A 12,756-nucleotide genomic window follows, 5' to 3' on the forward strand; every position below is an offset into this window, starting at 1 on the left:
GGCAGGCGCAGGCCGACGGCCTCGAGCACCAGCCCGACGGCGCGCGTGAGCCGGCCGTAGCTGCGCACCGGCACGCTTTGCGCCACCGCGCTGCGCGCCTCGTCCAGCGCGCCGTGCCAGGCGCGCAGCGGGCCGGCGGCGGGTATGTCGGCGGGCGCGGCGTGTTCAGGCATGGACCACGGCCGGGGTGTGCATGGCGGTTTTGACCAGGGCCGCGGTGACGCGCTCCCAGCGGCCCGGCAGGCTGGCGTCCTGCTCGCCGCTGGCCGCCAGCACGCGGCAGCCGCCGCGCTGGCAGTTCGCGTCGCTGCGTATGCGCCAGCCGGCAGCCTGCAAATCTTCGGCCAGGTGCTGCTGCACCAGGGCCGCGTCGTCGGGGTGCAGCACCAGCTGCGGCGCTCCGCTGAGCGCCGGCTCGGCCTGCAGCAGTTCGCGCACCACCGGCAGGATGGCGCCACTGTCCAGCGCCAGGGCCTGGCCCAGCACTTGGCGCGCGATGTCCAGCGCCAGGGCCAGCAGGTTGTCGGCGATCTCGGCTTCGGCGCCGCGCAGCGCGTCGGGCAGGGTTTGCGCCAGCGCGCGCAGCTGCCGCGCCTCCGCCTGGACTTCGGCCACGGCCTCCGCGCGGCCCTGCGCATGGCCCTGGGCCAGGCCCTGGCGAAAGCCTTCGGCCTCGCCGCTGCGCAGGGCCTGCAGGCGCAACTGGGCCAGCTCGACGTCGTTGATCAGCACCTCGGGTTTCAGCGGCGCGACCACGGGCGCCGGTTTGGGTTCGGGGGGCGGGGAGGGCGCGGGCTCCCGCGCGATGGCCGTCATTTCCCAGCGCTCCCAGGCGGTCAGCGCTTCCTTGGCGCCGTTGGCGCGGCGCGCGAAGGGCGGTTCGGACCGTGCCGCCGGTGTGTTCGGGGGCTTGTTATACATAGGAGTCGTTGCCCTGGCCGCCCAGCACGATCTCGCCCGCATCGGCCAGGCGGCGCACGATCTGCAGGATGCTCTTCTGTTCGGCCTCGACCTGCGAGACGCGCACCGGGCCGCGCATTTCGATGTCCTCGCGCAGCATCTCGGCGGCGCGCTGCGACATGTTCTTGAGAAATTTGTCGCGCAGCTCCAGCGGCGCGCCCTTGAGCGCGATGATGAGCGACTCCGACTCGACCTCCTTGAGCAGCAGCTGCACGCTGCGGTCCTCGAGCTCGAGCAGGTTCTCGAACAGGAACATCTCGTCGATCATCTTCTGCGCCAGCGCCTCGTCGTGCTCGCGCACGTGCTTGATGACGCTTTCCTCCTGCGCGCTGCTCATCATGTTGACGATCTCGGCGGCCGCGCGTATGCCGCCCAGGCGGCTGCGCTTGACGCCTTCGCCGGACAGCATGTCGGTGAGCACGTCGGTCAGCTCCTTGAGGGCCGCCGGCTGCACGCCGCCGAAAGTGGCCACGCGCAGCACGGCGTCGTGGCGCACGCGCTCGGGCAGCTGCTCCAGCACCTCGGCGGCCTTGTCGCGGTCCAGGTGCACCAGCAGGGTGGCGATGATCTGCGGGTGTTCGTCGCGGATCAGCTCGACGACCTCGGTCGCCTCCAGCTGGTTCAGGCGGTCTATGCCGCTGGTCGCGCTGTCGGGCTGGGAAATGCTTTCGAGCAGGTCGGCCGCGCGGGTGTTGCCCAGGGCCTTGTTGAGCACGGCGCGCAGGTAGCTGCCGGCGTCCACGTGCGTGGCCGAGTACTGCTCGGTTTCCTCGCGGAACTCGCGCAGCACCTCGCTGACCTCGTCGCGCCTGACCTGCGCCAGGCCGGCCATGGCCTTGCCCAGGGTTTGCACCACATGCTGGGGCAGGTGCTGCAGCACACTGCCGGCGCCGGCCTCGCCCAGCGACATCAACAGGATGGCGCTTTTGCGCATGCCTTCATCCGCCATTTTTTTCGGTCCAGTGTTTGATCAGCATGGCCACCATGGCCGGCTCCTTGGCCGCCATGTCCTGCGCATACTGGAGGTTGGCCTGGTGCCGCTGCTCGCGGCGTTCGCGTTGCTCCTTCTCCAGGGCCTGCGCCTGCGCGCTGGCCGCTTCGCCGAGGCCCGGGTCCCTATCCGCGTCGGCCGCGAACGCCGCCGGCGAGGGCTGCAGGTGCTTGCGCAGCAGCGGCCGCAGCACCGCCAGCCACAGATAGAGCGCCAGCAAGCCCAGCAGCAGGTATTTGCCCGAGGACTTGGCGATCTCGACGGTCTCGGGCTGGCGCCACAGCGGCAGCTCGGGGGTTTCGGTGTCGGCGGCGAAGGGGCTGTTGACCACGTTGAGCGAGTCGCCGCGTTCGGCGCTGAAACCCATGGCCTGGCGCGCCAGGTTGCGGATCTGCTCGAGTTCGGCGGCCGTCAGCGCCGCGCGTTTGCCGGCGCCCGTGGCTCCGCGGTAATTGACCACCACCGCGACCGACAGGCGCTTGATGCCGCCCGCGCCCTGCTGCGTGTGGCGTATGGAGCGGTCGACTTCGTAGTTGGTGGTGACGTCCTTGCGTGAGTTGCCGCCCGTGCCGGCGGCGCGCGGCGCGGCGCCGCCGGCCGAGCCGAGTTCGGCGCTCATCTTGAGCTGGGCCGCGGGCGCCGTACCGGGCGGTGTGCCCGGCTTGATCTGCGAGGGCGCGGTGATGGGCGCGACCGGGTCCGGCGGCGGCTGGTTGGTCAGCGCGCCCGGCACGCCCGTGGCCGGGCCGCCGCCCAGCTGGCCGGACTCGCTGGACTGCTGGCTGCGGATGGCCGCGGTGCCGGGTTCCTGGTTGGGACGGTATTTTTCGTCGGTGTTCTCGACGACTGAAAAGTCGATGTCGGCGGCCACCTGCGCATGCACATTGCCCGCGCCCAGGATGGGCTGCAGGATGGCTTCGATGCGGCGTATGTAGCCCTGCTCGATTTCCTGGGTGTACTTGAGCTGGCTCACGTCCAGGCCGCGCGTGCCGGCGTTGGCCGCCGAGAGCAGGTTGCCGGCCTGGTCGACCACGGTGATGCTTTTGGCCGAGAGCTCGGGCACGCTGCTGGAGATCAGGTGCACGATGGCGCTGACCTGGCCTTCGTCGATGCTGCGGCCGCGGTGCAGGCTCAGCACCACGGAGGCGCTGGGTTTTTTCTGGTCGCGCACGAAGAGCGAGGGCTTGGGCAGCGCCAGGTGCACACGCGCCGACTCGACGGCGGAAATGGAGTTGATGGAGCGCGCGAGCTCGCCTTCGAGGGCGCGCTGGTAGTTGACCTGCTCGGCGAACTGGCTGGTGCCGAATTTCTGCGCGTCCATCAGCTCAAAGCCGACGGTGCCGCCCTTGGGCAGGCCCTGGGCGGCCAGGCGCAGGCGCGCCTCGGGCACCTTGTTGGCCTGCACCAGCAGCGCGCCGCCGCCCTCGGTGAACTTGTAGGGGATGTTCATCTGCTGCAGCGACGCGATGATGGCGCCGCCGTCGCGGTCGGACAGGTTGCTGTAGAGCACGCCGTAGTCGGGCGCGCGGCTCCACAGCCACAGCGCGGCGACGGCGGCCACCGCGGCGGACGCGCCCACCATCAGCGGCAGGCGCGGGTTGGCGCGCAACTGCGCCAGCCATGGAGGCGCTTTGGGCAGGGCCGTGTCGGCGCCCAGTGCGGCGGCGTTCACGCGCTCACCCGGCCGCCGTCACCGCGCCGCGCGAAGGCGCGGCGATGAAGCGGAAGCTGCGTGGTGGCCGGGCGGGCGAAACAACAGTTGGCATACAACAGGTCTTATTCAAAGGCACAAGGGCGAAAAGGGCAACCGGCATGCGCGCACGGGAGGGGCACGGGGCGGGTCCTTGTGGGGAATTGTCAGAGCCGGCCGGGCTTCCCGATCCGCTGAATAGCCGGGGCTTTTGCCGTCTTTTGGCCTGATGCGCGCGCCGGCCCCGCCGCTACGCTTCATGCCGTCATCCAACCAGGGGCGCGCACGCGCCTGAAAGAAACACCATGGCTATTTCTTCGATCGAGTCCGTGCTGCAGCAAATGCGCGCGCTGGCCCAGGCTTCGGCACCTTCAGCGGCGCAAGGCGGCGAGGCCGCCGGCGGCGGCTTTGCGGGCGAGCTCAAAAAATCGCTGGACCGCATCAGCCAGACCCAGCAGAACGCCTACAGCCAGGCCGAGGCCTTCGAGCTCGGCAAGCCCGGCGTGGCGCTCAACGACGTGATGGTCGACATGCAAAAGGCCAACATCGGTTTCCAGATGGGGCTGCAGGTGCGCAACCGCGTGGTCGCGGCCTACCAGGAAATCATGAACATGCCGGCGTGATGAGGGGCGGGCGCGAATTATTTTGCGCCGTCCGCTAAAGGTTTGAATCGGCCCGGCCGATAAGCTGGACAACGGTGGCTTGCAGACTGTCATGGCAGGCAAGGCCAGCGTGACGGCAAGTTAGCCGGAGTCCACAACCTATGTAATCAGGAGTCCCTCATGGCCCAAGTCATCAATACCAACTCGCTTTCCCTGCTCACGCAGAACAACCTCAACAAGTCGCAGTCCTCGCTGAACACGGCCATCCAGCGCCTGTCCTCGGGCCTGCGCATCAACAGCGCCAAGGACGACGCGGCCGGCCAGGCCATCGCCAACCGCTTCACGGCCAACATCAAGGGCCTGGCTGTTGCGCAGCGCAACGCCAACGACGGCATCTCGCTGGCGCAGACGACTGAAGGCGCTTTGACCGAAATCAACAGCAACCTGCAGCGCATCCGCGAACTGGCCGTGCAGTCGGCCAACGGTTCCAACTCGGTGGCCGACAAGGCCTCGATCCAGGCTGAAATCACCCAGCGCCTGGAAGAAATCGACCGCACCTCGGCACAGACCGACTTCAACGGCGTGAAAGTGCTGGCCGCCAACAACAAGCTGACCATCCAGGTCGGCGCGAACGACGGCGAAACCATCGACATCAACCTCAAGCAGATCGACTCCGCCAGCCTGAAGATGACCGGCTTCTCGGTCGCCAGCAATGCGCTGAACGTCAGCGCCGCCAACCTCACGGTGGACCCAGGCGTCGGCGCACCGGTTGCCACCGACCTGAGCGCGGTCGCCACGGCGCTGACCGCCGCCACCGGCTCGACGGTGAGCGCTTCCGACCTGTCCCTGCACAACGTGCTGACCGCCGCCGGCGCTCCCACGGCGACCTGGGTGGTCAAGAGCGGTGACGACTTCTACGCGGCTTCCGTGGCTCCCGCCACCGGTGCTGTGACGCTGAACACGGCCACGGTCGATTTCACCGACCCCTCCAATGGCGTCGCGGCTGCCGTGACCCTGACCACCCAGCCCGTCAAGGTCGGCACCGACGCCGCCGGCACCGTGACCGCCTATGTTGCGATCCAGGGCAAGAACTACGGCCTGGCCGGCATCCAGGCCGCGCTGACCGACACGGCAGGCGCCGGCAGCAACACGGTTGACGGCACCGACATCGTCCTGAGCGGCGCAACGCCCACGGCCGAATTCGCCGGCGCGGCCACCGGCAACGCGCTTAAGAAGATTGACGCCGCCCTGAAGGTGGTGGACGACCTGCGCGGTTCGCTGGGCGCGGTGCAAAACCGTTTTGACTCGGTGATCTCCAACCTGGGCACCACGGTGACCAACCTGTCTTCTTCGCGCTCGCGCATCGAAGACGCGGACTACGCGACCGAAGTGTCCAACATGACGCGCGCCAACATCCTGCAACAGGCCGGCACCTCCGTGCTGGCCCAGGCCAACCAGACGACCCAGGGCGTTCTGTCCCTGCTGCGTTAATCGCGCAAGGCGCGCCTTCTGCGGAAGGCGCGCCCTCGCCGTGTGCAAGCCAGGCGGCTTTGGCTGCCTGCGCTACGCACTCCCGCCCGGGTGTCCAGGCGGGAGTGCCTAGCGATTTTCCGAGGAGAGCCCCGCATGACGATTCCCGCCAATGCCGCCACGACCGCGACGGCCGTTGCGTGGCGCGATGCCGCGCCGCCACCGGTAGCCCCTTCAGCCCGCGCCGGCGCGGCCCGCGAGCTGCCGGCCGAAACCCCGCCCAGGGCCGGGCTCGAGCGCGAACGCAGCGCACTGGCCGAGATCAACGAGTCCTTGCGGATGTCTTCCATAGGCGTGCAGTTCGAGTTCGACAAGGAGGCCGACACCATGGTCGTCAAGGTGGTCGACGTGGAGAGTGGTGAGCTGATCCGGCAGATGCCCTCGGAAGAGGTGGTGCGGATTTCGCGCGCGCTCGGCAAGCTGCAGGGCCTGCTGGTGCATCAAGCCGTTTGAATCGGCTTTTGCTTCAGTTCAGGAACATTCGGGAACTTATTGAGGAGTTATAGATGGCATCGATTTCAAGCCTGGGCGTCGGGTCCAACCTGAACCTGAACGACCTGCTCACCGACCTCACCAAGGCGGAAAGCCAGCCGCTGGTGCTGCTGCAAAAGCAGCAGATCAGCTACACCGCGAAGCTGTCGGCCTACGGCACGCTCAAGAACGCGCTCAGCACGCTGCAGACGGCGGCCGCCAAGCTGTCCGACGCCAATTTGTTCCAGGGCATCAAGGCGACGTCGAGCGCCAGCGACGTGCTCTCGGCCACGGGCCAGGCAACGGCTGCCGCGGGCATTTACACGGTGGACGTGAGCCGGCTGGCCAGCGCGCAGTCGCTGGCCGCGGCCGGCGTGTCCAGCACCAAGGCCGCGGTGGGCAAGGGCACGGTCACCATCGATTTCGGCACCATCTCGGGCGGCACGCTGAGCGAGGCCACCGGCACCTACAGCGGCGCGAGCTTCACGCCGGATGCCGCGCGCGCCGCGAAGTCCATCGTGATCGACGACAGCAACAACTCGCTGGAGGGTTTGCGCGACGCGATCAACAAGAGCACCGACATCGGCGTGACGGCCAGCATCGTCAATGACGGCGGCGCGTCGCCCTACCGCCTGGTGCTGACCTCCAGGGAAACCGGCGAGGCTTCGAGCATGCGCATTTCCGTCGCCGGCGACGCCAGCCTGCAAGGCCTGCTCAACCACGACGCGTCGGGCGCGCAGGCCCTGCGGCAGACGGCGGCGGCGGGCAATGCGGTGCTCAAGGTCAACGGCATCCCGGTGACCTCCAAAACCAACACGGTGGTCGATGCCGCGCCCGGCGTGACCCTGACGCTGGCGAAAACCGGTACCAGCACGCTGACGGTGAGCCGCGACACCTCGGCGGTGGAGGCGGCCATCACCGGTTTCGTCACGGCCTACAACAGCCTGCAGACCACGGCGGCGCAGCTGACCAAATACGACACCGAAAAGCAGACCGGTGCGGCCCTGGTCGGCGACTCGACGCTGCGCACCATACAGACGCGCCTGCGCGCGGCGCTCAACACGCCGCAGGCCGGCGAGCTCAAGGTGCTGTCCAAGGTCGGCGTGAGCTTCCAGAAGGACGGCACCCTGGCCTTCGACGCGTCCAAGCTCAAGGCCGCGTTCGCGGGCAACCAGGGCGCGGTGGCCGAGCTGTTCGCCGGCAACGCAACGACGGGCGGCATCGGCAAGCAGGTTTCCTCGCTGCTGGACGGCTTCACCAGCAGCACCGGCATGATCAGCGCGGCCGCGACGGGCGTGGAGACCACGCTGAAGTCGCTGGACAGCCAGTACACCGCGACCCAGAGCCGGGTGGAGGCGACGATCGCGCGCTACAAGGCACAGTTCACCCAGCTGGACCTGCTGGTCTCGCGCATGAACTCCACCGCCAGCTACCTGACCCAGCAATTCGCCAACATGAGCTCGAGCAATTCGAGCAAATAAGCCCGTCGCCATTTCGATGCACACCCAACCCCACACCCAACCCAACACCCTGCCCTACGCCTACCACCCGGGCGCCAGTGCCTATGCCAAGGTCGGCACCGAAAGCGCGGCCATGAGCGCCTCGCCGCACCAGCTGATCACCATGCTGTTCGACGGCGCCAAGACCGCCATCGCGATGGCGCGCCACCACATGGCGAACCAGGACATCAGCGCCAAGGGCCAGGCCATTTCCAAGGCCATCAACATCGTCGACAACGGCCTGAAGGCCAGCCTGGACGCGGACGCCGCGGGCGCGGCCGGCGCCCAGCTGGTGGCGGACCTGTCGGCGTTTTACGCCTATGTCACGCAGCGCCTGCTGTACGCCAACCTGCGCAACGACCCGGCGCTGCTGGACGAGGCCGACCGGCTGCTGGACAGCGTGAGCTCGGCCTGGCGCGAGATCGATCCGCAGCGGCCGCGGCCGCTGCAGGTGCCGGCCGCACCCGCGGTGTCGCGTTTTTCCACGGGGGCTTGAGGCATGGGATCGCAAAGTGAAGTGATGCACTGCTACGAGCAGATCGCCCCGCTGACCGAGCGCATGCTGGTGCTGGCGCGCGCCAAGCAGTGGGGCGAGCTGCCCCGGCTTGAAGGGCAGTGCAGCAGCATGGTGGAGCGCCTCAAGGACATCGAGCCGCTGAGCACGCTGGACGAGGCGCAGTCGGCGCGCAAGTATGTGCTGCTGGGCCGCATCAGCGCCAACTCGAATGAAATCATCGGCATGATCCTGCCCCAGCTGTCCAGGCTGGTCGGCGTCATGAAAAGCCTGGACCGGCAGCGCAGCCTGCACAGGGCCTACGGCCAGCCGGACGACGCCTACCTGCCATGAGCGGCGTGACGCCTCTGGTGGATACCTTGCTGGCCACGCGGCTGGGACAGCGCGTGGACCTGGTTCCGCTGAAGGCGCAGGCTGAAATCGCCGGCCCGGGCGCCGTGGCGAATGTAGAGAAGGTGGACAACGACATCCGCCTGCCTTCGCGTGAGGCGCTGCGCCGCGAACTGGGCGTGGGGCTTGCCGGCCGCGACGGCGTCCCGGCAAGCCCGGCCCCCGCCCGGGACCAGGGCGCCGTCACCCTGAGCGCCGCCGCGCGCACGGTCAGCGCGCTGCTCAAGCTCCCGATGGACCGCACGCCCGCCGTGCGCGGCCAGGCGCCGCTGCAGCCCGACATGCGCACGCCCGCGGTGCCGGTGCTGGCGGCGGCCCTGGCGCGCACGGTGGCCGAATCCGGCCTTTTTTACGAATCGCATTTGCAGCAGTTCACGGCCGGCCAGCGCACACTGGCGCAGCTGGCCCGCGAGCCGCAGGCCGGCCTGGCCTTGCCGGCTGCCGCTGCGCAGCCGCCGGATGTGAGCCCTCCCTTGTCGATTACCGCCGTCGGTTCCACACTGGCCTCTCTCGCGCTGCTGCTGGAGGGGATGGCGGCACTGCCGCCCGCGCCACCTGTTCCGCCCGCTGCGACTGAGGCCGGGCCGGTGCCGGAAACACCGGAAGCGGCCGCGCCGCCGACCGCCGGCCGCGGCGAAGCGCAAGCGCCCGGCGCTTCTCTGGCCACGCCCTTGGGCAAAGCCGGCCAGCCCGAACCCGCGGGCCAGTCCGTGACCTACGGACCCAGCGGCCTGCCTGAGCCCGTGCAGCCCAGTCCGCACGATTTTTCGCTGCCCGATGCCGAGCTGCCCGCTGCCGGCACGGCGCCGGTGGACAGCGCGCGCGCCGGCCATCCCGCGGCGGCGATACATCCTGAAGCCCTGGGCCTGGTGCGCCAGCAACTCGACATGCTGGCGCAGCCGGTGTTCCGCTGGAGCGGCGAGGGCTGGCCCGGCGTTCCCATGGACTGGGACATACGCCAGGAGCCTGAAGAGGGGCGCGAGCGGCAGGCCGGCGAGGGCGGCGCCCAAACGGCGCCCGCCGCCTGGGTTACCCGCATGAGGCTCCAGCTGCCACGGCTGGGAACACTGGACGTGCAACTGGGGCTCAAGGGGACGGCGCTGCAGTTGCGCCTGGATGCCTCGCGGGACGGCACGGCGGCCGTGCTCAGCCAGGCCGGCGACCAGCTGTCGCGGCGCCTGCAAAGCGTGGGGTTGGCACTGGCGGATTTGCGCATAGGCGGCGCGGCCGGCATGGCGGAACCGGCGCATCCCGCGGATCCGGGGGGAAAAGGCGGTGCCTGACAGCTCGTCTGACGAGAGGGAAGAGGGCCGGACCGGCAGCCCACAGGGCCCCCGCACCGAAGCCGTGGCGCTGTCCCTGGGCGCCGCCGGTGAGGCCCCAACTGTGGTCGCCAAGGGCTATGGCGCGGTCGCGGAGGCCATTGTCCAGCGTGCAAAAGAGAGCGGTTTGTACGTTCACGCCTCTTTGGAATTGGTGAAATTGTTAATGCATGTAGATCTGGACAGCCGGATTCCACCGAATTTGTACCTTGCTGTTGCAGAAATGCTCACGTGGGTGCATCAATTAGAAAATGAAAAAACGAATACCTAAGTGTTGATCTATAGATTTTCTGCGGACTGAAGTATTCATATATTCATTAAATTCTTCGATTGATTACTAAATTTTCTTGTTTTGAGGCTTTAATGTTACTTAATTGATAAATTTGATTTGTTCATGTAATTGTCAATTTAATGTGTTAAAAATTGCAATTGAGGGGAAGTCGTACGACAGACCTCTCAATCAATCTGTGATTGGTGACGAAATTGACTGTGATGGATGACCCGGTCACCGCTTTACATGCAAATTTTGAAAGAACAGGAACGCAACGTGATTGACACTGGTACCGCCAACGACATTGGCGATTTGAATTTGGCCTACCTGCTGCTCGCAAAGCGGCTGGTGACGGAGGACATTGCGCTGGCGATGTACCGGCTCGGCATGAGCCGGGAGCTGGCTGACCTGCTGGGCAGCCTGTCGCTTTCCCAGATTGTGAAATTGGCGGGCTCCAGCCTGCTGCTGTGCCGTTTCCGCTTTGACGACCATCCCATGCTGTCGGCGCTGACCCTGGAAGGCAAGAACCCGGCGCTGCAGCAGGCGCACGCCGCGATCCTGCTGTCGGGCCAGCAGCTCGAGGCGGTCCGGTGATGTCCCGCGTTTCGGCTTCAAGCCGCTTTTTGCCCGGAAACCGCCATGGCCGGTAAAAGCGTCATCGTGGAGGCCAGGGAAATCCACCTGGCCATGGACCTGATCAAGCTGGGCGCCCGCCTGCAGTTCCTGGAGGCCGAAACCAGCCTGAGCCGGGACCGGCTGATCAAGCTCTACAAGGAGCTCAAGGGGACCTCCCCGCCCAAGGGCCTGCTGCCCTTTTCCACGGACTGGTTCATGACCTGGCTGTCCAACATCCACTCGTCGATGTTCTACAACATCTACCGCTTCATGGTGGTCCACGGCGGCTGCACCCGCATCAACGCCATCATCAAGAGCTACCGCCTGTACATCGAGCAGGTGCAGCAGCAGGGCGGCGAGCCGGTGCTGGACTTCACGCGGGCCTGGACGCTGGTGCGGTTTTTCGACAGCGACATGCTGCAGCTGAGCACCTGCACGCGCTGCACCGGGCTGTTCGTCGCCCATGCCCACGACTCGCAGAGCAACTATGTGTGCGTGCTGTGCCGCCCGCCCTCGCGCGCCGGCAAGACCCGCCCCTCGGGCGCCAAGCGGGAGGACGCCGGAGGCGGCAGCCCCGCGGCGGCCGGCGGCACGCCCGCGATCTCCTCGTCGCAGTGGCTTGCCAATGTGATGAACAGCTCGCGCACCGCCTGAGGGCGAGGCGGCTTTCTTTTTACCGGTCCAGGAGGAGAACCCCATGCTTGTCATCATCGGCTACCTTGTCGTCGTCGCCTCCGTCTTTGGCGGCTACGCCATGATGGGCGGGCATTTCGGGGTGCTGTACCAGCCGCTGGAGCTGCTCATCATCGGCGGGGCCGCCGTGGGCGCCTTCGTCGCGGGCAACGACGGCCGCACCATACGCGCCACCCTCAAGGAGCTGCCCAAGCTGCTGGCCAGCTCGAAGAAGCACGACAAGGCGCTCTACATGGAGCTGCTGGCCCTGCTCTATGTGCTGCTGTCCAAGGGCCGCAAGGACGGCATGATGGCGCTGGAGTCCGAGATCGACGACCCGCACAACAGCCCGCTGTTCGCACCCTACACGGTCATCCTGGGCGACGCGCGGGTGCTGGAGTTCCTGACCGACTACCTGCGCCTGATCGTCAGCGGCAACACCGACCCCTTCGAGATCGAGCAGCTCATGGAGCATGAGCTCGAAACCTACAAGCACGAGGCGGAAGTCCCGGCCCACAGCCTGGCGCGCGTGGGCGACGCGCTGCCGGCCCTGGGCATCGTGGCTGCCGTGCTGGGCGTGGTGCATGCGCTGGCATCGGCCGACCTGCCGCCGGCCGAGATGGGCCAGCTGATCGCGCATGCCATGGTCGGCACCTTCCTGGGCATCCTGCTGGCCTACGGCTTTGTGTCGCCGCTGGCCACGCTGATAGAGCACAAGGTGGCGGAGTCGCTCAAAGCCTACCAGTGCATCAAGGTCACGCTGATGGCCAGCCTGAACGGCTATGCGCCGCAACTCTCGGTGGAGTTCGGCCGCAAGATTTTGTACTCGACCGAGCGGCCGTCCTTCATCGAGCTGGACGGCCACGTGCGCGAGGTCAAGGCGCGCTGAGGCGGCCGGCAAACGGAAGCTGGCGAAAGTCCCATGAGCGAGACCGCGCGAAGAATCATCGTCATACGGCGCCCCGTGAAGGCGGCCGCCCACCATGGCGGCGCCTGGAAGATCGCCTTCGCCGATTTCATGACGGCCATGTTCGCCTTCTTCCTGGTGCTGTGGATCCTGAGCATCTCCTCGCCCAAGCAGCTCGAAGGCATCGCGGACCAGTTCAAGATGCCGCTGAAGGTGGCCCTTGCCGGCGGCAAAAAAAGCAGCACCAGCACCAACGTGATTCCCGGCGGCGGCGCCGACCCGACCCATGCGGACGGCGAAGTCCGGCAGGCGGCCGCCGACA

At 67.4% G+C, this 12,756-nt stretch carries 15 protein-coding genes; 12 read left to right on the plus strand and 3 right to left on the minus strand.

The annotated features are described in order from the left end of the window. Positions 1-165: 165 nt before the first annotated feature. The 3 genes from fliH to fliF are packed head-to-tail and all read right to left on the minus strand — an operon-like array spanning position 166 to position 3,623. Positions 166-921 carry a flagellar assembly protein FliH gene (fliH, locus tag PMI15_RS00750; protein WP_007862593.1) on the minus strand — a complete coding sequence of 252 codons (756 nt, stop codon included), beginning with the start codon at positions 919-921 and terminating at the stop codon, positions 166-168. Beyond that, the gene (fliG, locus tag PMI15_RS00755; RefSeq protein ID WP_007862595.1) at positions 914-1,894 is read right to left on the minus strand and encodes a flagellar motor switch protein FliG; all 981 of its coding nucleotides are present in this window, start codon (positions 1,892-1,894) and stop codon (positions 914-916) included. The genes fliH and fliG overlap by 8 nt, the downstream gene beginning before the upstream one ends. Positions 1,895-1,898: 4 nt before the next feature. Then, on the minus strand, positions 1,899-3,623 hold the full coding sequence (gene fliF / locus PMI15_RS00760; protein ID WP_007862597.1) for a flagellar basal-body MS-ring/collar protein FliF: 1,725 nt from the start codon (positions 3,621-3,623) through the stop codon (positions 1,899-1,901). 323 nt (positions 3,624-3,946) lie between these two features. Between fliF and fliE the strand changes: the two genes are divergently transcribed. The 12 genes from fliE to PMI15_RS00820 all read left to right on the plus strand — a co-directional run. Then, positions 3,947-4,264 carry a flagellar hook-basal body complex protein FliE gene (fliE, locus tag PMI15_RS00765; RefSeq protein WP_007862600.1) on the plus strand — a complete coding sequence of 106 codons (318 nt, stop codon included), beginning with the start codon at positions 3,947-3,949 and terminating at the stop codon, positions 4,262-4,264. 159 nt (positions 4,265-4,423) lie between these two features. Beyond that, positions 4,424-5,734 (plus strand): flagellin FliC, encoded by a 1,311-nt coding sequence (locus PMI15_RS00770; protein WP_007862602.1) that lies wholly within the window; start codon positions 4,424-4,426, stop codon positions 5,732-5,734. Between the two features lie 135 nt (positions 5,735-5,869). Further along, positions 5,870-6,226: a flagellar protein FlaG gene (locus PMI15_RS00775; RefSeq protein WP_007862609.1), complete on the plus strand. Its 357-nt coding sequence runs from the start codon at positions 5,870-5,872 to the stop codon at positions 6,224-6,226. 53 nt (positions 6,227-6,279) lie between these two features. Continuing rightward, positions 6,280-7,725: a flagellar filament capping protein FliD gene (fliD, locus tag PMI15_RS00780; RefSeq protein WP_007862615.1), complete on the plus strand. Its 1,446-nt coding sequence runs from the start codon at positions 6,280-6,282 to the stop codon at positions 7,723-7,725. Between the two features lie 16 nt (positions 7,726-7,741). After that, positions 7,742-8,239, plus strand: a complete 498-nt coding sequence (fliS, locus tag PMI15_RS00785) for a flagellar export chaperone FliS (protein ID WP_007862617.1) — start codon at positions 7,742-7,744, stop codon at positions 8,237-8,239. Positions 8,240-8,242: 3 nt separating this feature from the next. Further along, positions 8,243-8,590: a flagellar protein FliT gene (locus PMI15_RS00790; protein ID WP_007862619.1), complete on the plus strand. Its 348-nt coding sequence runs from the start codon at positions 8,243-8,245 to the stop codon at positions 8,588-8,590. After that, positions 8,587-9,930: a flagellar hook-length control protein FliK gene (locus PMI15_RS00795; RefSeq protein ID WP_007862621.1), complete on the plus strand. Its 1,344-nt coding sequence runs from the start codon at positions 8,587-8,589 to the stop codon at positions 9,928-9,930. Before PMI15_RS00790 ends, PMI15_RS00795 begins: the two co-directional genes overlap by 4 nt. Then, on the plus strand, positions 9,923-10,240 hold the full coding sequence (locus PMI15_RS00800; protein ID WP_051001882.1) for an EscU/YscU/HrcU family type III secretion system export apparatus switch protein: 318 nt from the start codon (positions 9,923-9,925) through the stop codon (positions 10,238-10,240). The genes PMI15_RS00795 and PMI15_RS00800 overlap by 8 nt, the downstream gene beginning before the upstream one ends. Positions 10,241-10,516: 276 nt before the next feature. Then, positions 10,517-10,834, plus strand: coding sequence for a flagellar transcriptional regulator FlhD (gene flhD, locus PMI15_RS00805; RefSeq protein WP_036836995.1), 318 nt, complete (start codon positions 10,517-10,519; stop codon positions 10,832-10,834). Positions 10,835-10,879: 45 nt separating this feature from the next. After that, complete coding sequence (flhC, locus tag PMI15_RS00810; RefSeq protein ID WP_007862629.1) at positions 10,880-11,509, plus strand: flagellar transcriptional regulator FlhC; 630 nt, start codon at positions 10,880-10,882, stop codon at positions 11,507-11,509. Positions 11,510-11,552: 43 nt separating this feature from the next. After that, positions 11,553-12,416: a flagellar motor stator protein MotA gene (gene motA / locus PMI15_RS00815; protein ID WP_007862630.1), complete on the plus strand. Its 864-nt coding sequence runs from the start codon at positions 11,553-11,555 to the stop codon at positions 12,414-12,416. Between the two features lie 33 nt (positions 12,417-12,449). Next, positions 12,450-12,756: flagellar motor protein MotB (locus PMI15_RS00820; RefSeq protein ID WP_007862631.1), on the plus strand; the 307-nt coding region annotated here is incomplete at its 3' end.

Source organism: Polaromonas sp. CF318, assembly GCF_000282655.1.
In the GTDB taxonomy this organism is placed as follows: domain Bacteria; phylum Pseudomonadota; class Gammaproteobacteria; order Burkholderiales; family Burkholderiaceae_C; genus Polaromonas.